The following is a 23,252-nucleotide window of genomic DNA, read 5'->3' as shown; positions in this document are numbered from 1 at the left end:
GGGCTGACACTCGGATCAGAAGCGGTCGGGCGAGGGCGTTCCGTGGCCGTAGCGGATGACGACGTCGGCGTGCCGGTCGAAGCGGTAGCCGATGCCGCGCACGGTGCGGACGATGTCCTCGTAGCGGCCGAGCTTCGCTCGCAGACGCCGCACGTGCACGTCGATCGTGCGCTCGCCGGGAGTCTCGTCGTCCTGCGCCTGCCAGAGCGCGGAGACCAGCTCGCTGCGCTCGATCGTCCGTCCTTCACGGAGCACGAGGTACTGCAGCAGCTCGAACTCCTTGTAGGTGAACGCCGCGGACTCGCCGTCGATCAGCACGCGCTTGCGCGAGATGTCGACCACGACGCCGCCTTCTTCGTCGGTCGCCTCCTCTTCGGCAGCGGCCTTGGTGCGTGCGATCGCACCCGGCTCGTGCAGTGCGAGACGGACGACGTCGAGGTCGCGGCCGCCGGAGCCGTGCGGGGCCAGGGCGACGGTGGCGTGCGTCTCGGCACCCGGTGCGAGCTCGGCGAGGGTGCGGCGCAGAGCGTCGACCAGGAGCGGGAGGCTGACGCCGGCTTCGGCCGCCTTGATCTCGTCGAGACCGACGTAGAGGGCGAATCCTCGCGGCGAGCGGACGGCGGGAAGATCTGCATCGAGCGGTGCGGCGGGCTCCGACGAGACGGTGCGGACGGCGGTGGCGGCGGCGGGACGCTCGAGAAGTGCGATGTTCGACATGATGATGTAGTCCTCAGGACGTGAGCCGGAAGAAGGCTCTGATGCGTTGCATGAATGACCGGGCGAGCCGGGAAGCGAGCACGGGGTGGGTGCTCGGAGACCAGTCCTCGCAGATCGCGAGAAGTCAGGTCAGACGGAGTGGCTGTTCGTTCAGCGACACATTCGGCAACACATGCCAACGCGACCGGGCATCATCATCCCGGCAGTCCTGTTCGCCTCCTGGGCGGACAAAGGGCTTGCGTTGGTAGTCATGGGGGGATTATGTCGGAAGAAGTCCGCGCGTGTCAAAACGGCCGCCGGCCGGGGAGCGAGGCGTAACGTGGAGAAGGTGACCACTTCGACCCTCGCTGCCGGCTTCATCCTCACTGATGAGAAGGACGCCTCGCGGTACACGCTGACGCGCGACGGGCAGCTCGTCAGCGTGCTCGACTATCGCGACGACGGGAACACGATCGCCCTGACGCGAGCCTTCACCATCCCGACTTTCCGCGGCCACGGCTACGCGGGCGTCGTCGTGGAGGGAGCGGTCGCCGAGATCGAGGAGCGCGGAGATCGCAAGGTCGACGCCGTGTGCTGGTATGTCGCCGACTGGTTCCAGGCGCATCCCGAGCACGCGTCCCTGCTGCGCTCGCGCTGACGCATCGACGTGTGACGCTGTGTTACGCGGCGTCATTCCTCCGGTAATATGGATGCTCTGCTCAGCCCCGTCGGCTGAGGTGGTCAGGCGCTGACGCGCGCTGGTCCGAGGCTCGAAACCTCCGGCATCGTCCCCGACACCGGAGGTTCTTCCATGTCATCGTCCCTGCGCGCCCGCCCCCAGACACGGTGGTGGGCGCTCGTCGTCATCTCCCTCACGCAGCTGATCGTCGTCCTCGACGGCACCATCGTCAGCATCGCCCTGCCGCAGGCGCAGGCATCGCTCGGTCTGAGCGACGGCCAGCGTCAGTGGGTGGTCACGGCCTACGCCCTCGCCTTCGGCGCGCTGCTTCTGCTCGGAGGACGCATCGCCGACTACCTCGGTCGCAAGCGCACCTTCATGATCGGGATGGTGGGCTTCGGCGCGGCGTCCCTGTTCGGCGGCCTCGCGCAGTCCGGCTGGGAGCTGATCCTCGCGCGCGGCCTCCAGGGGGTCTTCGCCGCGCTCCTCGCTCCCGCCGCCCTCGCTCTCCTCACCGTGACCTTCCCCTCCGGGAAGGAGCGCAACACGGCGTTCGCCGTCTTCGGGACGGTCGCAGGAACAGGCGCGGCCGTCGGTCTGCTCCTGGGCGGATTCCTCACCGAGTTCACCGATTGGCGCTGGTGCCTGCTCGTCAACCTGTTCTTCGTCGCGATCGGACTGATCGGCGGAGCGCTCTTCCTGACGGAGAGCAGGGCGGACGGCGACAACCGCTACGACGTCTGGGGCGCGATCACCGTGACCCTCGGTCTCGGCTCCCTCGTCTACGGGTTCAGCCTCGCCGAGAACGGCTGGGGCGACCCGCTCACCATCACCTTCCTCGTGCTCGGAGTCGTGCTGCTCGCCGCGTTCGTCTGGGTCGAGAGCCGCGTGGCCCAGCCGCTCCTTCCGCTGCGGGTCGTCGCGGACCGGGTCAGGGGTGGTGCGTTCCTGATCCAGGGCGTGGCCGGAGCGATCATGATCGGCGCGACGCTCTACCTGACCTTCCACCTGCAGTTCGTGCTCGGGATGGGCGCGCTTCAGGCGGGCGCGGCGACCCTGCCGCTGCCGATCGCCACGATGATCATCGCCCCGATCGCGACCAAGCTGCTCGGAGTGATCGGACCGCGGCCGATGATGATCGTCGGACCGCTCATCGCCGCGGCGGGTCTGTTCCTGTTGTCGGGCATCACCCCGGACGGCGCCTACCTGGTGCAGATCGCCCCGGCGCTCGTGCTGCTCGGCGTCGGCATGGGCTTCGTCTTCATCCCGCTGCAGAACCTCGCTCTCACCGGAGTGGCTCCGCACGACGCGGGCATCGCGTCGGCAGTCGCCAACTCGGCCATGCAGATCGGCGGATCGATCGGCCTGTCGGTGTTCACAGCCGTGTACGCCGCGTCGGTCGGAGGGCACGCCCAGGCGGATCTCGACCCCGGGCAGCTGACCGACGCTTACGGCTGGGTCTTCATCGTCGCGTCGATCCTCATGCTCGTCGCCGCCGTGATCGCCGCGGTGATGGTGCGGGGCACGAAGGACGAGCTGATGCCGGCGCAGCCGGGACTGGCCGTCGCTGCGCACTGACGTCGTCGTGGCGTCCTCTCTCGGCCGGATCGCGGAGATCTCGATGCGGGGAACGGGCGCCACGGCACGCCTCGGACCGAATGTCGGTGGGGGTTCGTAGCGTGTGAGTATGCGAATCCTGCACACCTCCGACTGGCACATCGGCCGCACCTTCCATGGCAACTCGACCATGGACGCGCTGGCCGAGGTGCTCGGGGCGCTCACGGCGCAGGTTCGCGACCACGCGGTCGACGTCGTCATCGTCGCCGGCGACGTGTTCGACTCGGCGACCCCCGCCGGCCCCGCGTACACGCTTCTCGGTGACGCTCTCGTGGCGCTGCACGAGACGGGGGCACGTGTGATCGTCACGAGCGGCAACCACGACTCCGCCGCGCGGCTGGGGTTCCAGGCGCGACTGCTGCGTGACGGCATCCATGTGCTGACCGACCCCCTCGCGATCGGCACTCCGGTGACACTGACAGACGCCGACGGCCCCGTGCACTTCTTCGGCATCCCCTACCTCGAGCCCGCCATCGTCCGACAGCACTGGAACGGGGCCGAACTGCGCACGCAGGCGCAGACGGTGGCGCACGCCATGGACCTCGTACGGGTCGGTATGAATGAACACCCCGGCCGGTCCGTCGCGATCGCCCACTGCTTCTCCGCCGGGGTCGACGCCACGGTGGGCCTCGAGCGCGAGGTCCGGCAGGGCGGTCTCGACGTCGTGCCGCTGACCGTGTTCGACGGTCCCGACTACGTCGCCCTCGGTCACATCCACGGGCGCCAGCAGATCAGCGAGCGCGTGCGCTACTCGGGCGCCCCCCTGCATTACAGCTTCGGCGAGCAGAACAAGCCGCGCGGGTCCTGGCTGGTCGAGCTCGACGCGACCGGACTGGCATCGGTCGAGTGGCTCGAGCTCCCCGTGCCTCGCCGTCTCGTCACGCTCACGGGCACCCTCGAGGAGATCCTGTCGACCGAGAACGTCGCCGCTCACGCGGAGGACTGGGTCTGCGCGGTCTACACCGACGCGCTCGCCCAGACAGAGCCGATGCGCCGACTCCGTGAGCGGTATCCGCACTGCGCGATGGTGCAGCATCAGCCGTCCCAGACCTCGGAGACGATCGAGCGGTCGTACGTCGAGAGATTGCAGGGTGCCGGGACCGATCCTGAACGGATCGAGGCCTTCCTCGAGCACGTCCGCTCAGGACACGGGGCGACCGAGCGCGAGGCCGAGCTGATCCGCGAGGTGCTCGATGACCGCGTTCGTGCAGAAGCCCTCGTCTAGTCCGGTGGCCGCTCGACGCGAAGACTCTCCGACAGCGAAGGAGGCGCTCTGATGCAGCTGCACCTCCTCGAGGTCGAGGGCTTCGGGCCGTTCCGCGATCGTCAGGTCGTCGACTTCGACGCCTTCGCAGACGACGGCATCTTCCTGATCGCCGGTCGCACGGGAGCAGGCAAATCCAGCATCCTCGATGCGGTCTGCTTCGCTCTCTACGGTGGGGTGCCACGGTACGAGGGTGGCGAGAAGCGACTGCGCAGCGACCACTGCGAGCCCGACGACGTCACCGAGGTCGTCGTCGAGTTCAGTACTCCGGCAGGCCGATACCGGGTCACACGTTCGCCCGAGTACGAGCGTCCCAAGAAACGTGGCGGCGGAATGACGGTGCAGTCGGCAGCCGTGCAGCTCGACACGCTGGTCGGCGGCGAGTGGATCGGACTCGCTGCGAAGGAACGCGAGGCAGCCTACGAACTCGACGAGATCCTGCAGCTCAGCCGTGAGCAGTTCCTGCAGGTGATCCTGCTCGCGCAGAACCGCTTCTCGGAGTTCCTGCTCGCCGGCAGTCGTGAGCGGCAGGCGCTGCTGCGGCGGCTGTTCGGCACCGAGCGGTTCGAGGACGTGCAGACGCGTTTCGACGAGCGACGCAAGGCGGCGGAGCGGTCACTCGGAGCCCGTCTCGCCACCGTGTCAGCCCGCCTCGACGAAGGCGAGCGACTGGTCGACAACGCCGACCTCGGGCATGACAGCGACGCGCAGGGAGGCGACACCGCTTCGAGTGAGGCGGAGTCCCTCGTGATGACGACGGACGAGCGTCTCGACCGTCTGCGTCGCGCTCAGGCTCGAGCGGACTACCGCGCCGAGCGTCGCGCGGCGGAGCGTGTCGACGCCGAGAAGGAGTCGGATGCCGCGGATGCGGCGCTCGCGACGCTGCGAGACGAGCAGAGGGCGCAGATCGAGCGCGATCGTGCCAGGGCAGCGCTCGATCGTCTCGAGGCCGAGGAGCCTCGGATCGCGGACGCGCGGACGGAACTGCACGAGGCTCGGACTGCGGAGCTTCTTCGGGGCCCGATCACGGCCGCGGCGACGGCGTCTTCTGCGCTCGATGCTTCGGTCGAAGCCGAGAAGCGCGCACGCGCCGTGTGGGCGGCTCACGACATCGTCACGGACGATCTCGCGGAATGGGCGGCTGAACGCACCAGGCAGACGGGCACGTGGCAGCGGGCGGCGGAACTGGAGGGTTCCGCGTCCGCTCTCGACGCCGAACTCACCGCGGCCGCGGATGCCGTGGCGGCCGCGACCGCGCGCATCGAGGCGGCGGAGGCCGATCGCGTCGCTCTTCCGGGACAGCTCGAACAGCTCACTCTCGACCGTGACGCGGCGAGGCAGCGTGCCGATCGCGTCGCGGATCTGGCTGCAGCGCGAGATGGTGCCGCCGTGCGGCATGCCGCGGCGCTCGAGGCGGAACGCCTCCGTGTCGCGCACGGCGGAGCGGAGCGAGAGCTCGCTGAGGCCAGCGCCGCGCTCGCCGCGGCCCAGACGGCGCTGGCTCAGCTCAGACAGCGCCGCCTCGACGGCATCGCGGGAGAGCTGGCGGCTTCCCTGCAGGACGACGAAGCGTGTCCGGTATGCGGATCCCCCGAGCATCCCGCTCCCGCCGTGCACACGGATCCGGTGTCCGCCGACGACGTCGACGAAGCCGAGACCGAGCGCGACATCATCGCCGGGCGTGAGCGGGACGCCGCCGAGCACGTGTCCTCGCTGCGTGCGGATCTCGCCGCCGCAGTCACCCGGGCCGACGGCCGAGCAGCCGATGAGGCTGCCACAGAGTTGCACGACGCGACCGCCGCACACGCGGAGAGCGTCGAGGCCTCGCACGAGCGGACGATGCTCGAACAGCGGCGCGACGCCCTGATCGAACGCATCCGGCGGCTCGAGATCGATCGCGAACGTGACACCGCCGCGCTGGCCGCAGCCCGCGAGGAGCACTCGCTCGTGGCTCAGCGCATGGCCGAGGCGCGTCAGGCGATCGCCGACGCGAAAGGACCGTTCGACTCCGTGGCAGCGCGGCTCGCTGCGACGCTCGATGAAGTTCAGGCTGCTCTCGCGCTGGTCGAGGCGTCGGCCGAACGTGAGCGCAGAGCAGAGGCGGCGACCGCGGCGATGCTCGAGCGGGACGCCGCACTCGCCGCGTCCGAGTTTCCCGACGTGGCCGCTGTCGAGCGGGCGCTGCGCTCCGCCGCTTCCCAGGCGGCGCTCGAGAGCCGGATCACGCAGCATGCCGTGCTCAGAGAGAAGGAGCGCGCGATCCTCCTCGACCTCGAACTGCGCACGCTGCCCGAGGAGCCGATCGATCTCGATCCCGCCGAGCTGAGGTCCCTCACCGCTCGGCAGCGCTGGTCGGCAGCGGTCGACGAAGCCGGGCGAGCTGCCGCCGTGGCGGAGCAGCTCGCAGCACTCATCGAGGCCGCCGCCGCCGAGCACGCGCGCACCGCGGAGGACGCCGCCGAGTACGAAGTCCTGCAGAACCTGGCCGACACCATCGCCGGGCGCGGTGCGAACACGCGCAAGATGACCCTCGAGACGTTCGTGCTGGCCGCGGAGCTCGAGGAGATCGTCGAGGCGGCCAATCGACGCCTCGGTGACATGTCGACCGGGCGCTACCAACTGCGTCACTCCGACGCGCTCGCCGCGCGCGGCGCGGCATCCGGGCTCGGGATCGTCGTGTTCGACGCATTCACCGGCCAGACAAGGCCAGCGCAGTCCCTGTCAGGCGGCGAGACGTTCCTGAGTTCGCTCGCCCTCGCTCTCGGACTCGCCGAGGTGGTCACGGCGCGAGCCGGCGGCATCCGTCTCGACACCCTCTTCATCGACGAGGGGTTCGGATCCCTCGACGGCGACACGCTCGACGTCGCTATGCGCACCCTCGACGAGCTCCGACAGGGCGGTCGGACCGTCGGGGTGATCAGCCACGTCGAGGCGATGCAGGAGCAGATCCCCGCGCAGCTCTCCGTACGCGCGACGCCGAACGGGCCGAGCGTCATCGAGACGCGCTGAGACCCCGCACCGGCGCGGTGCCCGTCTCAGACGCCGTACTCCCGACGGATCACCTCGCGCAGCTGCACGCTGCAGCGGGCGATCGCCTCGCGGAAGTCGACGAGCGCACCGTCCTCGGCTCGATCGGAGATCGCACGGAAAGCACGGATCGGCACCCCGAACTTCCCGGCGACCCAGATGTACGCATAGGTCTCCATGTCGACCAGTCCCGCACCGGACGGCCGGATGACGGCCGTGATCCCCGCATCGCCGACGAAGCTGTCTCCGGTCGCGATCAGCACACCCTCACGGCCCGTCGACACGCGCGCCGGCAGGGAGACGTGCTGCCCTGCGACACCGTCGAGGTCGAACACGTCATGCTGCAGCGCGCTGCCGATCTCGTGGACCGTCGCCTCGAGTTCAGGGTCGATCCCACCGGCGGTGCCGACGACCACGACCTCGGAGTACTCCTTGGCGTCGAGCGCACGGGTCAGGGCGTAGACGGCCTGCATCTTGCCCTCGCCGGTCACGAGCTGGTCGAATCCCTCGAGCTCTTCCGGGAACGCTGCGAGTTCGGAGGCCATGGCTGCGACGAGAAGTTTCACTCCGCCATCCTCTCAGGTGCATCGGCCGCCGCGGAGTCACGCGCGTGCGATCCACGTCATCTCGATGTAACACTGGAGGAGGATACTGACGTCGGGTAGACCGGAGGAACACATGACCCTGCAGCAGCAGATCTCTGAAGCGCTCGGCGTGAGGGCCGAGATCGACCCCGAGATCGAGGTGGAGCGCCGCGTGCAGTTCCTCGTCGACTACCTGCGCACCACCGGCGCGAAAGGTTTCGTGCTCGGCATCTCGGGCGGTCAGGACTCGACACTAGCCGGTCGTCTGGCGCAGCTCGCCGTCGAGCGGGTGCGAGCAGAGGGCGGGGAGGCGAAGTTCCTCGCCGTCCGGCTGCCGTACCGCATCCAGAAGGACGCGGCGGATGCCCAGGCAGCACTCGAGTTCATCGAGCCGGATGCGTCGGTCGAGGTGAACATCCAGAACGGCGTCGACGGCGTCGAGGAGGACATCGAGTTCGCCGTCACGAGCGACATCAGCGACTTCAATCGCGGCAACATCAAGGCGCGAGTGCGCATGGTGACGCAGTACGCGCTGGCCGGCCACGACGGTCTGCTCGTGATCGGCACCGACCACGCGGCTGAGGCCGTGACGGGCTTCTACACGAAGTTCGGCGACGGGGCCGCCGACATCCTCCCGCTCTCCGGGCTCACCAAGAGGCAGGGGCGTTCGCTTCTCCTGCTCCTCGACGCTCCCGACCAGCTCGCCTACAAGGTGCCCACCGCCGATCTGCTCGACGGTCAGCCCGGTCGCGCCGATGAGGACGAGCTCGGACTCACCTACGAGCAGATCGACGACTTCCTCGAGGGGCGCCAGGTCGACCCGGAGGTCGCCGGGCGCATCGAGTCGCGCTATCTCGCCACCCAGCACAAGCGCAACCTGCCCGTGACGCCCGACGACTCCTGGTGGCGCTGAGCGGCCCATCGTGATCCCGTGTCGGATGCCGCGGCTAGTGTCGAAGTGTCCGACAGAACGGGAGCATCGTGCGGATCGACACTCAGGCGCAGCGCGTCATCTGGAGCGCGAGCGACCTCAAGGCGGCCGCCGAATGCGAGTTCGCGTGGTGCCGCGCGATCGACGCCAAGCTGGGGCGGGTCCCCGCGGTCGACGAGCCCGAAGACGCGACGCTGGCGCGGGCGGCGCTGCTCGGAGACGTGCATGAGCGGAACGTCTTGGCGCGCTATCTCGATGATCTCGGCGCCGATCGGGTGCATCTCGTCGAGAAGGTGTCGTCCGTCGACGCAGTTGCCCTGGCGGCGGCGGTCGAAGAGACGGTTCAGGCACTCGGCTCCGACGCTGTCGTCGTCTTCCAGGCGGCTTTCGCTACACCCGAGTTCGTGGGATTCGCAGATTTCCTGAAGCGCGACGACGACGGTCGCTGGCGGGTGCAGGATTCGAAGCTCGCCCGAAAAGCGCGGGTCACGGCCCTCATGCAGCTCGCGGCATATGTCGATCAGCTCGATCGGCTCGGCATCCCACGATCCGACGAGGTCGACCTCATCCTCGGCGACGGCTCAGTGAGCACCCACTCCGTCGACGACCTCCTTCCGTTGTTCCAGGTGCGACGGGCGCGTCTGCGCGCGCTCATCGCAGATCGTCGCATCGGCGACGGTTCCGCCGGGGCCGCGCTGGCGTGGGGCGACGACCGCGGCGATCTCGAGGTCGTGGCGTGCGGGCGCTGCGCCACCTGCGAGGAACAGGTGATCGCGCACCGAGATCTCCTCATGGTCGCCCGCATGCGGCCCGTGCAGCGTGCGCGACTGAGAGCCGCCGGCATCGAGACCATCGACGCCTTGGCAGAGGCGCCCACGCACCCTGACGGCATGAACACCGACACGTTCGAGACTCTGAGGGCACAGGCCCGACTGCAGATCCAGGCGGATGCCGACGGTGCGCCGACCTATGACGTGCACTACGCGGCCGCGATCCATACGCTCCCGGTGCCGAGCCACGGAGACATCTTCTTCGACTTCGAGGGTGACCCTCTCTACACCGAGCCGGCGCCGGACGGTCAGGCTCACTGGGGGATCGACTACCTCTTCGGATGGGTCGACAACTCCGATCAGTACACCGCGCTCTGGGCACACGATTTCGCGGCGGAACGCGAGGCGTTCGAGAGGTTCCTCGACTTCGTGAAGCTGCGGCGCGCGGCTCATCCGGGCATGCACATCTATCACTACGCCCCGTATGAGACCTCGCACCTCGTGGCCATGGCGGCGCGGCACGGCGTCCGTGAGGGCGAGATCGATCGACTGCTGCGTGAAGGAGTGTTCGTCGACCTGTATCCGCTCGTGCTGCGGACCGTGCGGGTCGGCACGAGGTCGTACTCCATCAAGAAGCTCGAGCCTCTCTACATGGGCGCGGATGTGCGCACGAGCGACGTCCAGAAGGGCGATGACTCGATCGTGCAGTACGTCGCGGCTCGAGAGCTCGCGGCGGCGGAGGAGCAGGAAGAAGCGGATGCCGTGTTCGCCGACCTCGCCGACTACAACCGCTACGACTGCGTCTCCACCCGGCGCCTCCGCAACTGGCTGATCGACATCGCGAGGGCTGAGGGCGTGACTCCGGCGCCGCCGGATGAAGCGGACGAGGTGATCTACGAGCCGTCACCGCGCTCGGTGTCACTGCTCGCCGATGCGGAGCGCGCGGTCGACGCAGGCGACGACGGTCAGGTGCATCGCATCGCGGCCGCGGCGATCGACTACTTCCCGCGCGAGGCGAAGAGTTTCTGGGTCTCGCACTTCCAGCGACTGCGCGAACCCGTCACGATGTGGGACGGCACGCGTGACGTCGTGCGCATCGACCGCGCCTCATCGCGCGTGCAGAGGGATTGGAGCATCGGCGAGGGCCGACGGGTGATGTCGCGCGACATCGAGATCCGCGGCGAGGTGTCGCCGGGCACCACTCTGGGCGCCGGGGCGCAGCCGTTCGCCCTGTATCCGGTGCCGGCTCCCTTCGACACCGAGGCACCGTCACGAGCGGTGCATGTCCCTCACACCGTCACGGTCGCCGAGGTGCTCGACGACGGCTACCTGATCACCGAGACGGCGATCCAGGGGCAGACCTGGGACGAGCTTCCCCTCGCTCTCACTCCGGCTGCGCCGCCACGCGTCGTCTCGCTGCAGGGCGCGATCGATGAGTGGGCGGACTCCGTCCACGCGGCCGCACCCGGGTTCCCGCGTGACGCGGCCACCGACGTGCTTCGTCGCATCCCTCCGCGCACGCTGTCCGGTCGTCCGCTGCCCGAGCAGGGCGACGACGTGATCGACGCCATCGTCCGAGGCGTGCTCGATCTCGACCGCAGCTACCTCGCCGTGCAGGGCCCCCCGGGGACCGGCAAGACCTACACGGGCTCGCAGGTGATCGCCCGGCTGGTGAAGGAGCACGGATTCCGGATCGGTGTCGTGGCGCAGTCCCACGCGATCATCGAGAACCTCCTCGAACGAGTCGTCGCCGACGGTGTGCCGGCGAGTGAGGTCGGCAAGGCTCCGAAAGACCCCTCCGTCGAGCCGGGCTACACAGTCATCCCCAAGAACGGCATGGCGTCATTCCTCGCCGAGCACGCCGAGCACGGTGCGGTCGTCGGCGGCACAGCGTGGGACTTCAGCAACACCGCCCGCGTCGAGCGCGGAGGGCTCGATCTCCTCGTGATCGACGAAGCAGGGCAGTTCTCGCTCGCGTCGACGATCGCCGTCGCGGCCGGAGCGAAGAACCTGCTGCTCCTCGGAGACCCGCAGCAGCTTCCTCAGGTCAGTCAGGGCGCGCACCCCGAGCCGGTCGACACCTCGGCGCTCGGCTGGGTCATGGGCGGCGACGCGGTCATCAAGCCCGATCACGGCTACTTCCTCGCGAGATCGTGGCGCATGCATCCGTTGGTCGCGGCCCCGGTGTCCAGGCTCGCGTACGCGGGCCAGCTCGCCTCGGCACCCGGAACCGAGAGGCGGTCGATCGACGGCGTCGACGCGGGGCTCCACGTCGTCCCGCTGCGGCATCGAGGCAACGCCACAGAGTCGCCGGAAGAGGCGGCCGAAGTGGTGGCGCTGGTACGCGGTCTCGTCGGACGCACGTTCACCGACAATGATGCGGAGTCCACGGCGCGCCCGCTGGCGCAGAACGACATCATCGTCGTCGCGCCCTACAACGCCCAGCGTCAGACCGTGCACGATGCGCTCGCCGCGGCGGGCTTCCACGACGTCCCGGTCGGCACGGTCGACAACTTCCAGGGCAAGGAGGCGGTGGTCTCGATCACCTCGCTCGCGGCGTCCAGCGGACGCGATGCTCCGCGAGGCCCGGAGTTCCTCCTGCTGCAGAATCGGTTGAACGTGGCGATCTCGAGGGCGCAGGTCGCGGCGTACCTCATCCACTCACCGGCCCTGCTCGACGATCTTCCGCGCACTCCCGAGGGGGTCGCTCGGATGAGCGCCTTCGCGCGTCTGGTCGGAGCGGCGAGCTGAGGTCGCCGGGGGCTGGGAGAGCGATGACTCACACGATCGATGATGTCCTGCGAGCCTCGGCCGCGTGGGTGTGGTTTCCCCGCGGCAGCGAGCAGCCGCGGAGCCATCTGCAGCTGGTGCGGTATCCGACGCGATTCGGTGGCGGAGTGCGCGGCTCGCAGGTCGACTCGGATGCGGATGCCGCAACCGTCGTAGAACACGCCATCGACCGCACGAGGGCGTGGGACGAGAGCGAGCTGCGGTTCTGGACCAACGCGTCCGACCGCCCCGATCTCGAAGCCGAGCTCCTCAGGCGCGGAGCCGAGCACATCGACACCGTAGCCGTCTTCGCGAGCCGGATCGACAGCGCCACGATCGACAGCGCCGCGAGCGATGTCCCGCCTGAAGCCAGGGCGGAGGTCGTGCGAACGCTCGAGCAGGTTCGCGAAGTCGACGCGATCAATGTGCCGGTCTGGAAGCAGCAGCCGCTCGATGACGAAGGCCTTCGCATCGAACTCGACGAGATCACATCGGCGTACGACGCAGACACGCAGGTGCGTGTTCTCGCCCGGCTCGGCGCGGACGGCGAGGCGGTCAGCACGGGCGGCTGCACGATCGTCGACGGCTTCGCACGCCTCTGGGGAGCGGCGACGATCGAGCAGGCACGGGGACGAGGAGCCTACCGTGCCGTCCTCGTGGAGCGGCTTCGCCAGAGCGCGGCACGGGGAGCGACCACGGCGTTGGTGAAGGGGCGCACCGCCACCTCCGCGCCGATCCTCGCGCGAGCGGGTTTCACGAAGTACGGCGAGGAGCGCTGCTACCTCCTGAGTGTGTGAGTCACACGACGCGGCTGCTCGAGCGCGGTCAGGCGCCGGTGCCGCCGAGTTCGTCGCGCACGATTCGCGCTCCCGCTGACAGGGCGCTCATCTTGTCGAGAGCGACGCGCCTCGGTAGGGGCGCCATCCCGCAGTTCGAGCTGGGGATGAGCAGGTCCGCATCGACGAACTCGAGCGCGCGCCGCAGGGTGTCGGCGACTTCTTCCGGAGTCTCGATCTGCTCGCTCGCGACGTCGATCGCACCGAGCATCACCTTCTTGCCGCGGATCAGCTCGATGAGGTCGAGCGGCACGTGGGAGTGGTGGCTCTCCAGCGAGACGATGTCGATGGTGGATCGCTGCAGAAGCGGGAACGACTCCTCGTACTGCCTCCACTCGGCTCCGAGGGTCGCCTTCCAATCGTTGTTGGCCTTGATCCCGTAGCCGTAGCAGATGTGGACCGCGGTCTCCGCACGCAGTCCTTCTGCTGCCCGCTCCAGAGCAGCGACGCCCCAGTCCTTCATCTCGTCGAAGAACACGTTGAACGCGGGCTCGTCGAACTGGATGATGTCGACTCCGGCTGCCTCGAGCTCTTTCGCCTCCTGATTGAGGATCGTCGCGAACTCCCATGCCAGCTTCTCGCGGCTGCGGTAGTGGCGGTCCGACAGCGTGTCGATCATCGTCATCGGGCCAGGCAGCGCCCACTTGATCGGCTGGTCGGTCTGCTGGCGCAGAAAGGCCGCGTCGTCCACGAACACGGGCGCGCGGCGGCTCACTGCGCCGACGACGGTCGGCACGCTCGCGTCATAGCGATCGCGGATGCGGACCGTCTCCCGATTCTCGAAGTCGACTCCGTCGAGATGCTCGATGAAGGTGGTGACGAAGTGCTGACGGGTCTGCTCCCCGTCGCTGATGATGTCGATCCCGCGTCGACGCTGCTCGTGCACAGCGGCGCGCAGGGCGTCATGCTTGCCCTCCGCGAGCGCATCGCCCTGCAGCTCCCACGGCGACCAGAGGACTTCGGGCCGGGCGAGCCACGCCGGCTTGGGCAGACTTCCGACGATCGAGGTGGGGAGGAGTTCTCGCACGGTCGACGATCCGCGGCCGGTCATCGGACCGCAACGGGGGAGGCGGACGCGGGGGAGGACGGAGCGGGATACCCGGCAGCCCACTGGTCCAGCACCGTCCGGTGCGGCGTGACGAAGTGCTCATCGGCGTAGCGTCCCTGCACGACGGCGAGCTGGCTGCGCTCCTCGCGGTCGTACGTGATCTCCGTCTGCTGATAGTCGTCGTGGGCGAGGCTCGGACGGTAGACGCTCTCGGCCGGCGCATTCGCGTTGTAGATCTCAGGCCGGTAGATCTTCTGGAAGGTCTCCATGGTGCTGATCGTGCCGATGAGCTGCAGATCGGAGTAGTCGCTCAGGAGGTCGCCGCGGAAGTAGAAGGCGAGGGGGGCGACGCTGCCGCGTGGCATGAAGTAGCGGACCTGCAGCCCCATCTTCCCGAAGTACTCGTCGGTGAGTGAGAAGGAGTCCTGCACGTACTCGGCGCCGAGCACGGGGTGGTGGTTGCCGTTGCGGTGATAGGTTCTGCTGGTCGAGACGCTGATGCAGATCACCGGCAGGGTCGAGAAGCGCTCCTGGTACGCCTCGGACTCGAGGAAATGCTGGAAGAGCTTGCCGTGCAGCACGCCGAAGTCGTCGGGAGTGGAGAATCCGCCGGCGGCCGCGCTCGCCGCAGGCAGGACGACGCTGAAGTCGTAGTCGCGGAGGTAGGAGGAGAAGTTGTTTCCCACGATCCCATGGTGGCGTTCGCCGGTCAGCCGGTCGACGATGTGGACGTCGAGCACCTCGAGCACCGGGAACTCCTCATCGTTGCCATCGGCGAATCGCAACTGCACCGAGACGATGTCGAGCTCGACCGTGTAGCGCTCGTCGCCGCCCGCGAGGTCGTTGAAGCGACGGTCGATCATCTCCAGGGCGTTGCGGAGGTTCTGCTGGCGGCGCTCGCCGCGCGCGAGGTTGGCGAAGTTCGTGGTGATGCGCGAGCTGTCGGACGGGGCATAGTCCTCGTCGAAGCGAGTGGTCGTGATGCTGAACGTGATCTCGTTCGCCATGAGGGGCCAATCCGGGAGAGGGGAGGCCCATCGGGCCTCGCGAAAGCGGTGATCTCATAGTGCAGCGATGCCAGAGCTATCGGGTAATTCGGCTCCGCTATGCGGTGATATAGCCTTCTCCTATGCCTAGGCGATCGAGCGGGATCACACTGCAACAGCTCCAGTACTTCATCGAGGTCGCTGCGGAGGGGTCCATCACCGCGGCGGCCGACGTGCTCTATGTCGCGCAGCCCACGATGTCCGCGGCGATGAAAGACCTCGAGAGCCGAGTCGGACGCGATCTGCTCACCCGGTCGGCGCGAGGGGTGACGCTCACGAGCGACGGCACGGAGTTCCTCGGGTATGCCAGACAGATCGTCGAGCAGGCCGAGCTTCTCGAGCAGCGCTACCTCGGGCGGCCACCGTCGCGCCGCCTCCTCGGGGTGTCCACCCAGCACTACTCCTTCGCCGTCGACGCATTCGTGCGGATGGTCAAGCGCTCGAGCGCCGCCGAATACGAGTTCTCGCTCCGCGAGACCCGCACGTGGGACATCATCGAGGATGTGCGGACGCTCCGCAGCGAACTCGGCATCCTCTTCCGCAACGACTTCAACCGCAACGTGATCGACAAGCTCCTGCGGGACTCGGGTCTCGCATTCCATCCGCTCTTCATCGCCGAGCCGCACATCTTCGTCTCACGGCGGAACGCACTCGCGTCGCGAGACCGTGCGACCCTCGAGGATCTCGTCGGCCTTCCGCGTCTCACCTTCGACCAGGGCGCGAACAACTCGTTCTACTTCGCGGAGGAGATCCTCTCGACCCTCTCGAGTGCGCGGGAGATCAGGGTCTCCGATCGAGCGACGATCTTCAACCTGATGATCGGTCTCGACGGATACACGATCTCGACCGGCATCATCAGCGACGATCTCGATCCCGAGATCGTCGCCGTGCCCCTCGACGTCGACGAGCGCATCGAGATCGGCTGGATCGGACGCACGGCCATACCGCTCACCGAACAGGCTCAGCAGTACCTCGGCGAGGTGCGAGACGTGGTGGCGAGCTTCGGCGTGCCCCTTCTCGAGGACGAACCGCGCGAGCCGGAGATCCGTCAGACGGTGCCGTAGAGCCGATCGCCGGCGTCGCCGAGTCCGGGCACGATGTAGCCCTTCTCATTGAGGCGCTCATCCAGGGCCCCGAGCACGATCGTCACGTCTCGGTCTCCGACGAGCGCCTCGATGGCGGCGAGGCCTTCGGGAGTGCCGAGCAGGCAGATCGCCGTGACGTCCTTGGCCCCGCGGTCGAAGAGGAACTGGATGGCGGCAGCCAGCGAGCCGCCGGTCGCGAGCATCGGATCGATCGCGAAGCACTGACGATCGCTCAGGTCGTCGGGAAGGCGCTCGGCGTAGGTGGTCGGCTCGAAGGTCTCCTCGTCGCGGACCATGCCCAGGAACCCGACCTCTGCCGTCGGCAGCAGCTTCACCAGGCCCTCGAGCATGCCGAGGCCGGCGCGCAGGATCGGCACGACGATCGGACGGGGCTCCGAGATCTTCACGCCCATCGTCGTCGTCACGGGAGTGGTGATCTCGACCGGACTGACCTTCACGTTGCGGGTCGCCTCATACGCGAGAAGCGTCACGAGCTCTTCGGTCAGCTGCCGGAAGACGGGCGACGGGGTGCGATGGTCGCGCAGCACCGAGAGCTTGTGAGTGACGAGAGGGTGGTCGGCGACGTGGACACGCATGGATACAGGCTAATGCGCCGGGGGCTCCGGTACGACATCGGATGCCGCCGGCCGCCCGAGCGGCTGTCGTAGGCTCGATGCATGACCGCCTCCGACGCCCGTGCGATGCGACGCGCGCTCGAGCTTGCGGCCGAGGCGTCGGCGGCCTCGGAGATCCCGGTCGGCGCGGTGGTGCTCGACGCAGAGGGCCGGATCATCGCCGAAGGACGCAATCATCGTGAGGCGACCCACGACCCCACGGGGCACGCCGAGATCGCGGCGCTGCGGTCGGCCGCGGCATCCGTCGGCTCGTGGAATCTCGACGGCCACACCCTCGTCGTGACCCTCGAGCCCTGCATCATGTGCGCGGGGGCGATCCTGCAGGCGCGGATCGGCCGCGTCGTCTTCGGCGCGTGGGACGACAAGGCGGGGGCCGCCGGCTCCATGTACGACGTGCTGCGCGACCGTCGGCTGCCGTACCGCGCCGAGGTCGTCGGCGGGGTCGAAGCGGATGCCGCCACGGCCCTGCTGCGGAGCTTCTTCGAGCAGCGGCGCTGACGGCTACGGCACCCCGCGAGCGATCAGTCGGAGGACTTGAGCACGAAGACGTCGGTCGACGGCTCGGGGTCGAGCGACGGCCGGTAGACATCGGGCTCGATGTAGATCACGCGTGCGATCGGAAGAGCCTCGCGGATGCGGGCCTCGATCGCATCGATGTCGACAGCTGCCTCGCGCAGCGGCTTGTTCGCGTTGAGTGCGATCTTCGCCGCGACCATGAGCTCGTCCGGGCCCAGGTAGAGGGTCTTCATGTGGATGATCTTCTCGATCTCGTCGCCCGCGTTGATCGCGTCGACGATGCGATCGTGATCGGCCTGCGTGGCGCCCTCGCCCACGAGGAGGCTCTTCGTCTCGACGCCGAGCACGATCGCGATGAGTACGAGCAGGATGCCGATCATCAATGTGCCGAGTGCGTCGAACAGCGGGTTTCCGGTGATCACGGTGAGCCCGACGCCGAGCAGTGCGAACGTGAGACCGGTGAGTGCCCCGACGTCCTCGAGGAGCACGACGGGGAGCTCCGGCGCCTTCGCGCGGCGCACGAACGACACCCAGGACTGGCCCGTGTCACGGACGAGATTGCTCTCTCTGACGGCGGTGCGCAGCGAGAACGACTCGAGGCCGATCGCGACCACCAGCACGACGATCGGCAGCCACCACCACGTCTTGTCGAGTTCATGCGGGTGCGTGAGCTTGTCGATCGCCTCGTAGATCGCGAACAGACCTCCGACGGAGAACAGGATGATCGACACCACGAACGCGTAGACGTACCGTTCCCGCCCGTAGCCGAAGGGGTGCGCCCTGTCCGCCTCGCGCTTCGCCTTGCGTCCGCCCAGCATGAGCAGCAGCTGGTTGCCCGAGTCGGCGACCGAGTGGATCGCCTCGGCGAGCATCGATGCGGATCCCGACAGCGCCCACGCGAGGAACTTCGCCAGGGCTATGCCCAGGTTCGCCAGGAACGCCGCGAGAATGGCCTTGCCGCCGCCGGATGCACTCATGCGTCGAGTCTAGATCGGCTCGTCCGTGGTCGCCCGGTGCGCCCGCCGTAAGATGGCGACATGGCTGACTCGCTTCCCGCTCTCGCGTTCCTCGGTGCCGGATCGATGGGCGGCGCGATCCTCCGAGGGGTGGTCGCATCCGGCATCCAGGTCGACGGGGGAATCACCGCGACGAACCGCACGCCCGAGAAGGCGGCGGCCCTCGCCGACCTCGACGGGGTCAGGAGCATCGCCCTGTCCGAGACCACCGACGGCAACGCGGATGCGGTCGCGAAGGCTCGCATCGTCCTCGTCGGGGTGAAGCCCGCGATGGTGCCCGATCTGCTGCGCGAGATCGCCTCGCATCTGGCCGACGACGCGATCGTCGTGAGCCTCGCTGCGGGAGTCACGCTCCAGACCTTCGCCGACAACCTCGGCGCCGACGTGCGGGTCATCCGATCGATGCCGAACACGCCCTCGACAGTTGGCAAGGGAGTCACCGGTCTGGCCGCGGGGGCAGCGGCATCCGACGACGATCTCGCCCTCGTGCACCGCCTCTTCGCCACCGTGGGCGCGGTCGTCGAGGTTCCCGAATCGCAGATCGACGCACTCTCGACGATCTCGGGTTCCGGCCCCGCCTACGTCTACCTGCTCATCGAGGAGCTGACCAAGGCAGCCGTCGGAATGGGCTTCAGCGAGAGCGACGCGCGGGTCATGGTGGAGCAGACCTTCATCGGCGCCACTGCGCTGCTCGATGCGTCGGGTGAGGAGCCGTCCGAGCTCCGCCGCAGGGTCACGAGCCCCAAAGGCACCACCGAGAAGGCCGTGGCGGTGCTGCAGGACGCGCACCTCGATCGCACCTTCGCGGATGCCGCCGCTGCCGCACTCGCTCGCGCGAAGGAACTCGCGGCCGGAGCCTGACATGCAGCTGCGGTTCTCCGGGGAGATCTGGTTCTGGCGCGGTCCCGCGCCGTTCCATTTCGTCACCGTGCCGCCGGCGGAGAGCGAGATGATCGGTGAGGTCGCGAGCGTCGTCACCTACGGATGGGGGATGATCCCCGCATCCGTCACGATCGGCGACACGACGGTGACCACCGCCCTCTGGCCCAAGGACGGCGGCTACATCGTGCCGATCAAGAAGGCCCTGCAAGACCGTGAGGGCGTCGGCGTCGAGGACCTCGTCGAGATCACGCTCGACATCGACGCCTGACGTCCGTCGCGCGGATGCCGGTCAGCGGTCGAGGGCGGCGAAGCGCTCGATGTCGCTGTTGGTGCCCGAGACGATGATCAGATCGTGGTTGGTCACGATCGTGTTCGCCTCGGCGTAGCGGAACGGCTTGCCCGGGCTCTTCACTCCCACGACCGTGACCTTGTACTTGCTGCGCACGCCGGACTCGTTCAGACCCACGCCGCGGATGAACTTCGGCGGGTACATCTTGGCCAGCACGAAGTCGTCGTCGAAGCGGATAAAGTCGAGCATCCGGCCGGAGACGAGGTGCGCGACGCGCTCACCGGCTTCTCGCTCGGGGTAGATGACGTGGTTGGCTCCGACGCGGGCGAGGATCTTGCCGTGCGACTGCGAGACCGCCTTGGCCCAGATCTGCGGCACCTTGAGGTCGACGAGGTTCGCGGTGATCAGCACCGACGCCTCGATCGACGAGCCGACGGCGACGACGGCGACCTGGAAGTCCTGCGCGCCGATCTGCCGCAGGGCGTCGATGTTCTTGGCGTCGGCCTGCACCGTGTGCGTGACGCGGTCCGACCATTTCTGCACGAGCTCGAGGTTGTCGTCGATCGCCAGGACCTCGCGGTCGAGACGATCGAGTTCGCCTGCGCAGGCGGCACCGAACCGGCCGAGACCGATGACGAGGACGGGAGCGTCGCCCCGGAGGACTTCAACCAACGATCGGCCTTTCCACGGGCAGTGAGTAGTACTGCGTTCGCGATGTCGCGGCGACGGCCGCGGCGAGAGTCACTGTACCAACGCGCCCCATGAAGATGGTGGTCGCGAGGACGTACGAACCGGCGTCGGGGAGATCGGCGGTGAGGCCGGTCGAGAGTCCGACGGTGGCGAAAGCCGAGATGACGTCGAAGAGGACGTGGCTGATGTCCGCCTTGGTGATCTGGGCGATGATGATCGTCGAGAGTGCCACGATCGTGGCTCCCCAGGCGACGACGCTCAACGCGACGCGCTGCACGTCGCTGGGGATGCGACGGCCGAACGCCTCGACGGACTGACGGCCCTTGGCCTCGGACCACACCGCGATCGCGAGCACCGCGAGGGTCGTCACCTTGATTCCGCCGGCGGTGGAGGCCGAGCCTCCGCCGACGAACATCAGCATGCTCGCGGCGAGGAGGGATGAGCCGTTCAGATCGTCCATCTCGATCACGTTGAAGCCGCCCGACCTCGTCATCGCGGACAGGAAGAACGCCTGGAAGGTCGTGTCCGCGGCATCCATCGACCCGAACGTCTTCGGGTTCGCGTACTCGAGGATCAGGAAGACGGCGGCGCCGAGCACGAAGAGCAGCACCGTGGTGACCAGGGTGAGCTTGGTGTGCAGCGACCACTTCTTCACGTGCCACACGTGCTTGGCCAGGGTGTAGATCACCGGGAAGCCGATGCTGCCGAGGAACACGCCGGCCATCAGCAGCGTGAGGACCAGATAGTCGTCGGCGAACACGGCGACTCCGCCGGCATTCGGCGCGAAGCCGGTGTTGGTGAAGGCCATCGCGGCGAAGTAGGGGGCCTCCCAGAGCGCTGCGATCGGCTCGACCCCGGCCATCACGAGTGCGGGGTAGAGGAGGACCGCGAGCACGCCCTCGATGATCAGCGCGGAGACGGCCACGGTCGTCAGGAGCTGACCGACTTCGCCCAGCCGGACGGTCTGGCTCTCGTTCACCACGCCACCGTGCGCGCGAAGGGGGTTGGTGTCTCCCGCGGCGAGGAGCTTGGCGCGGAGTCCCAGTCTCTTGGAGATGAGCATGCCCATCAACGAGGCGAGGGTGAGAACGCCGAGCGCGCCGATGTTGACGCCGATGAAGATCAGCACGTGACCGAAGGGCGACCAGTACGTCGCCATGTCGACGGTCGCGAGTCCCGTGACGCAGATGGTGGAGACCGCGGTGAACAGTGCATCCGCCAACGGCGTGACCGTGCGCGAGGCCGAGGCGATCGGCAGCGAGAGCAGCACCGTGAAGACCAGGATGAGCAGCGCGAAGATGACGATCGCGAAGCGCGAGGGCGACGACGTGATGATGTGCTTGCCCCAGGAGGCGGCGTTCTGGAGACGCTGTCGAGGCGACGACGCCGAAACGATGCCCGACATCGCGTCCCCCTTCGATCTTCCTGCTCCGACGTACGCGGATGCACGGCGCTGATCGCCGAGCCTTCGTCATGGTACTCCGTGCCGGGGACGACTACCCTGATCACATGACGGACATCTTCGACGTGATCGCAGACGGTACGAGGCGAGACATTCTCCAGCTTCTCCTGCGACGCACCGCCGAAGGGGACGCCGGAACGAGCGTGAGCCAGATCGTCGCCGACCTCGGCATCAGCCAGCCGACCGTCTCGAAGCATCTGAAGGTCCTGCGCGAGGCCGAGCTGGTCAGCGTCCGCGAAGACGGGCAGCGTCGTTTCTACAGCTTGGCCGTCGAGCCGCTCGAGGCCGTCGACGACTGGCTCGTGCCCTTCCTCATGGATGCCTACGGCGACGACGCACCCGACATCGACTACCCCGGACTGCCGCTGCCCGACGGAGCCGCACACGCGGCCGAGGTCGTTGGCCGTGCCGCGGCATCGGCCAAGCACGTGGTCGCGACGGCTCTCAAGCGCCTCGGCGGCTGATCGCGGCCGGAGACACACATCGCCCCTGACGATCGGGGGGCGTGTCGTCAGGGGCGAGGCCGCGGGCCCCAGCCCGCGTGACTCGGATGGTGCCATCGTGAGTCGTGTGGTCAGCCTCGCAGGGCAGTCTGAGCGGTTCCGGCATACCTCCTATGTCTCCGCTGTGACCTCGCCCGTTCCGCGGGCCATGATGAGGGGATGACCACAGTTTCCGCTTCGAGTCCCCGCGTGATCGACCTCAGCCACACGATCGAGGCGGGGCTGGTGACCTACCCGGGTCTTCCGGCACCGACGATCACTCCGCACCTCACTCGCGAGGACTCGCGCTCGAAGTACGCGCCGGGGACGGAGTTCGCGATGGACATCATCACGATGATCGGGAACACGGGCACCTACCTCGACGCGCCCTACCACCGCTACGACGACGGCGGAGACCTGGCCTCGCTCGACCTGAGCTCGCTGGTCGGGCTGCGTGCCGAGGTGTTCCACCTGCGAGGCGCCTGGAGTGCTGAGCATCGCGGGATCGATGCCGACGCACTCGTCGACCGCGACCTGAGCGGAGCAGCGGTCCTGCTCGACACCGGATGGGATGAGCACTTCGGCACACCGGAGTACGGGCGCGGGGCGCCGTTCCTCACGGAAGGAGGGGCTCGTCACCTCGCCGCCGCGGGGGTAGGCCTGGTGGGAATCGACTCCCTGAACATCGACGACACCGAGAGCGGAGGAGAGCGGCCCGCCCACAGCATCCTGCTCGCCGCCGGCATCCATGTGGTCGAGCACTTGACGCACCTCGACGCTGTGCCGTCGCAGGGGGCGCGGTTCACCGCTGCACCGCCGGCCGTGCGCGGATTCGGGACCTTTCCCGTGCGCGCCTTCGCGACCATCGGGGATGCACACTGATCACACAGGCCACATGGGTTTACACGTGTCCCACCTTGCCCATAGA

Annotated in this window: 21 protein-coding genes; 13 read left to right on the top strand and 8 right to left on the bottom strand. The window is 68.1% G+C overall.

Annotated elements, in window-relative coordinates:
- Positions 1-15 precede the first annotated feature (15 nt).
- Positions 16-717 (bottom strand): winged helix-turn-helix domain-containing protein, encoded by a 702-nt coding sequence (locus tag ACZZZQ_RS03795; RefSeq protein WP_053098834.1) that lies wholly within the window; start codon positions 715-717, stop codon positions 16-18.
- A gap of 328 nt (positions 718-1,045) precedes the next feature.
- On the opposite strand from ACZZZQ_RS03795, the gene ACZZZQ_RS03790 reads away from it, so the two are divergent.
- From ACZZZQ_RS03790 to ACZZZQ_RS03775, 4 genes are all read left to right on the top strand, one after another.
- A complete protein-coding gene (locus tag ACZZZQ_RS03790; RefSeq protein WP_053099389.1) occupies positions 1,046-1,354 on the top strand; it encodes a GNAT family N-acetyltransferase in 309 nt (102 codons plus the stop codon).
- Between the two features lie 153 nt (positions 1,355-1,507).
- On the top strand, positions 1,508-2,953 hold the full coding sequence (locus ACZZZQ_RS03785) for an MFS transporter (protein ID WP_056277063.1): 1,446 nt from the start codon (positions 1,508-1,510) through the stop codon (positions 2,951-2,953).
- Positions 2,954-3,062: 109 nt separating this feature from the next.
- The gene (locus tag ACZZZQ_RS03780) at positions 3,063-4,217 is read left to right on the top strand and encodes an exonuclease SbcCD subunit D (protein WP_463506918.1); all 1,155 of its coding nucleotides are present in this window, start codon (positions 3,063-3,065) and stop codon (positions 4,215-4,217) included.
- A gap of 51 nt (positions 4,218-4,268) precedes the next feature.
- The gene (locus ACZZZQ_RS03775; protein ID WP_463506917.1) at positions 4,269-7,265 is read left to right on the top strand and encodes an AAA family ATPase; all 2,997 of its coding nucleotides are present in this window, start codon (positions 4,269-4,271) and stop codon (positions 7,263-7,265) included.
- A gap of 26 nt (positions 7,266-7,291) precedes the next feature.
- On the opposite strand, the gene ACZZZQ_RS03770 is transcribed toward ACZZZQ_RS03775, so the two are convergent.
- Positions 7,292-7,849 (bottom strand): phosphorylase family protein, encoded by a 558-nt coding sequence (locus ACZZZQ_RS03770; RefSeq protein WP_072590787.1) that lies wholly within the window; start codon positions 7,847-7,849, stop codon positions 7,292-7,294.
- Between the two features lie 112 nt (positions 7,850-7,961).
- Here ACZZZQ_RS03770 and nadE point away from each other — a divergent pair, with 112 nt between their 5' ends.
- The 3 genes from nadE to ACZZZQ_RS03755 all read left to right on the top strand — a co-directional run bounded on the left by nadE (position 7,962) and on the right by ACZZZQ_RS03755 (position 13,134).
- Entirely contained in the window at positions 7,962-8,780 is an 819-nt protein-coding gene (gene nadE, locus ACZZZQ_RS03765) for an ammonia-dependent NAD(+) synthetase (protein WP_053098839.1), read from the top strand.
- Positions 8,781-8,848: 68 nt separating this feature from the next.
- Complete coding sequence (locus ACZZZQ_RS03760; RefSeq protein WP_463506916.1) at positions 8,849-12,319, top strand: TM0106 family RecB-like putative nuclease; 3,471 nt, start codon at positions 8,849-8,851, stop codon at positions 12,317-12,319.
- A gap of 23 nt (positions 12,320-12,342) precedes the next feature.
- Positions 12,343-13,134, top strand: coding sequence for a GNAT family N-acetyltransferase (locus ACZZZQ_RS03755; protein WP_463506915.1), 792 nt, complete (start codon positions 12,343-12,345; stop codon positions 13,132-13,134).
- 28 nt (positions 13,135-13,162) lie between these two features.
- Here the strand turns inward: ACZZZQ_RS03755 and ACZZZQ_RS03750 are convergent, their stop codons facing one another.
- Entirely contained in the window at positions 13,163-14,200 is a 1,038-nt protein-coding gene (locus tag ACZZZQ_RS03750; RefSeq protein WP_157557399.1) for a methionine synthase, read from the bottom strand.
- Between the two features lie 20 nt (positions 14,201-14,220).
- On the bottom strand, positions 14,221-15,228 hold the full coding sequence (locus tag ACZZZQ_RS03745) for a putative oxygenase MesX (RefSeq protein WP_463506914.1): 1,008 nt from the start codon (positions 15,226-15,228) through the stop codon (positions 14,221-14,223).
- Positions 15,229-15,350: 122 nt separating this feature from the next.
- On the opposite strand from ACZZZQ_RS03745, the gene ACZZZQ_RS03740 reads away from it, so the two are divergent.
- Entirely contained in the window at positions 15,351-16,331 is a 981-nt protein-coding gene (locus ACZZZQ_RS03740) for a LysR family transcriptional regulator (RefSeq protein WP_295101154.1), read from the top strand.
- On the opposite strand, the gene upp is transcribed toward ACZZZQ_RS03740, so the two are convergent.
- Positions 16,316-16,948, bottom strand: coding sequence for a uracil phosphoribosyltransferase (gene upp, locus ACZZZQ_RS03735; protein WP_042538962.1), 633 nt, complete (start codon positions 16,946-16,948; stop codon positions 16,316-16,318). The genes ACZZZQ_RS03740 and upp overlap by 16 nt on opposite strands.
- Before the next feature lie 81 nt (positions 16,949-17,029).
- On the opposite strand from upp, the gene tadA reads away from it, so the two are divergent.
- Positions 17,030-17,485, top strand: a complete 456-nt coding sequence (tadA, locus tag ACZZZQ_RS03730; protein ID WP_056277087.1) for a tRNA adenosine(34) deaminase TadA — start codon at positions 17,030-17,032, stop codon at positions 17,483-17,485.
- A 23-nt stretch (positions 17,486-17,508) separates the two neighbouring features.
- Here the strand turns inward: tadA and ACZZZQ_RS03725 are convergent, their stop codons facing one another.
- The gene (locus ACZZZQ_RS03725; protein ID WP_072590790.1) at positions 17,509-18,480 is read right to left on the bottom strand and encodes a cation diffusion facilitator family transporter; all 972 of its coding nucleotides are present in this window, start codon (positions 18,478-18,480) and stop codon (positions 17,509-17,511) included.
- A gap of 60 nt (positions 18,481-18,540) precedes the next feature.
- On the opposite strand from ACZZZQ_RS03725, the gene proC reads away from it, so the two are divergent.
- Together proC and ACZZZQ_RS03715 are read left to right on the top strand one after the other, a co-directional pair.
- On the top strand, positions 18,541-19,380 hold the full coding sequence (proC, locus tag ACZZZQ_RS03720) for a pyrroline-5-carboxylate reductase (protein WP_400340329.1): 840 nt from the start codon (positions 18,541-18,543) through the stop codon (positions 19,378-19,380).
- 1 nt (position 19,381) lies between these two features.
- Positions 19,382-19,669 (top strand): DUF1905 domain-containing protein, encoded by a 288-nt coding sequence (locus ACZZZQ_RS03715; protein WP_463506913.1) that lies wholly within the window; start codon positions 19,382-19,384, stop codon positions 19,667-19,669.
- 21 nt (positions 19,670-19,690) lie between these two features.
- On the opposite strand, the gene ACZZZQ_RS03710 is transcribed toward ACZZZQ_RS03715, so the two are convergent.
- Both ACZZZQ_RS03710 and ACZZZQ_RS03705 read right to left on the bottom strand, forming a co-directional pair.
- Positions 19,691-20,362, bottom strand: a complete 672-nt coding sequence (locus tag ACZZZQ_RS03710) for a potassium channel family protein (protein ID WP_047520565.1) — start codon at positions 20,360-20,362, stop codon at positions 19,691-19,693.
- On the bottom strand, positions 20,355-21,785 hold the full coding sequence (locus ACZZZQ_RS03705; RefSeq protein WP_053098848.1) for a TrkH family potassium uptake protein: 1,431 nt from the start codon (positions 21,783-21,785) through the stop codon (positions 20,355-20,357). Before ACZZZQ_RS03705 ends, ACZZZQ_RS03710 begins: the two co-directional genes overlap by 8 nt.
- A gap of 104 nt (positions 21,786-21,889) precedes the next feature.
- Here ACZZZQ_RS03705 and ACZZZQ_RS03700 point away from each other — a divergent pair, with 104 nt between their 5' ends.
- Both ACZZZQ_RS03700 and ACZZZQ_RS03695 read left to right on the top strand, forming a co-directional pair.
- On the top strand, positions 21,890-22,306 hold the full coding sequence (locus ACZZZQ_RS03700; RefSeq protein WP_056277731.1) for an ArsR/SmtB family transcription factor: 417 nt from the start codon (positions 21,890-21,892) through the stop codon (positions 22,304-22,306).
- A gap of 198 nt (positions 22,307-22,504) precedes the next feature.
- Positions 22,505-23,206, top strand: coding sequence for a cyclase family protein (locus ACZZZQ_RS03695; RefSeq protein ID WP_463506912.1), 702 nt, complete (start codon positions 22,505-22,507; stop codon positions 23,204-23,206).
- Positions 23,207-23,252 lie beyond the last annotated feature (46 nt).

It is taken from the genome of Microbacterium sp. AC132 (assembly GCF_979258525.1).
This window is presented reverse-complemented; position numbering and strand designations above follow the sequence as displayed.

Excerpts from the sequence above, each read along its gene's own strand:
- proC (WP_400340329.1), top strand. The coding sequence starts at position 18,541 with ATGGCTGACTCGCTTCCCGCTCTCGCGTTCCTCGGTGCCGGATCGATG.
- ACZZZQ_RS03785 (WP_056277063.1), top strand. The coding sequence starts at position 1,508 with ATGTCATCGTCCCTGCGCGCCCGCCCCCAGACACGGTGGTGGGCGCTC.
- ACZZZQ_RS03745 (WP_463506914.1), bottom strand. The coding sequence starts at position 15,228 with ATGGCGAACGAGATCACGTTCAGCATCACGACCACTCGCTTCGACGAG.
- upp (WP_042538962.1), bottom strand. The coding sequence starts at position 16,948 with ATGCGTGTCCACGTCGCCGACCACCCTCTCGTCACTCACAAGCTCTCG.
- ACZZZQ_RS03740 (WP_295101154.1), top strand. The coding sequence starts at position 15,351 with ATGCCTAGGCGATCGAGCGGGATCACACTGCAACAGCTCCAGTACTTC.
- ACZZZQ_RS03795 (WP_053098834.1), bottom strand. The coding sequence starts at position 717 with ATGTCGAACATCGCACTTCTCGAGCGTCCCGCCGCCGCCACCGCCGTC.
- ACZZZQ_RS03700 (WP_056277731.1), top strand. The coding sequence starts at position 21,890 with ATGACGGACATCTTCGACGTGATCGCAGACGGTACGAGGCGAGACATT.
- ACZZZQ_RS03775 (WP_463506917.1), top strand. The coding sequence starts at position 4,269 with ATGCAGCTGCACCTCCTCGAGGTCGAGGGCTTCGGGCCGTTCCGCGAT.
- ACZZZQ_RS03755 (WP_463506915.1), top strand. The coding sequence starts at position 12,343 with ATGACTCACACGATCGATGATGTCCTGCGAGCCTCGGCCGCGTGGGTG.
- ACZZZQ_RS03715 (WP_463506913.1), top strand. The coding sequence starts at position 19,382 with ATGCAGCTGCGGTTCTCCGGGGAGATCTGGTTCTGGCGCGGTCCCGCG.
- ACZZZQ_RS03695 (WP_463506912.1), top strand. The coding sequence starts at position 22,505 with ATGACCACAGTTTCCGCTTCGAGTCCCCGCGTGATCGACCTCAGCCAC.
- tadA (WP_056277087.1), top strand. The coding sequence starts at position 17,030 with ATGACCGCCTCCGACGCCCGTGCGATGCGACGCGCGCTCGAGCTTGCG.
- ACZZZQ_RS03780 (WP_463506918.1), top strand. The coding sequence starts at position 3,063 with ATGCGAATCCTGCACACCTCCGACTGGCACATCGGCCGCACCTTCCAT.
- ACZZZQ_RS03725 (WP_072590790.1), bottom strand. The coding sequence starts at position 18,480 with ATGAGTGCATCCGGCGGCGGCAAGGCCATTCTCGCGGCGTTCCTGGCG.
- ACZZZQ_RS03705 (WP_053098848.1), bottom strand. The coding sequence starts at position 21,785 with ATGTCGGGCATCGTTTCGGCGTCGTCGCCTCGACAGCGTCTCCAGAAC.
- nadE (WP_053098839.1), top strand. The coding sequence starts at position 7,962 with ATGACCCTGCAGCAGCAGATCTCTGAAGCGCTCGGCGTGAGGGCCGAG.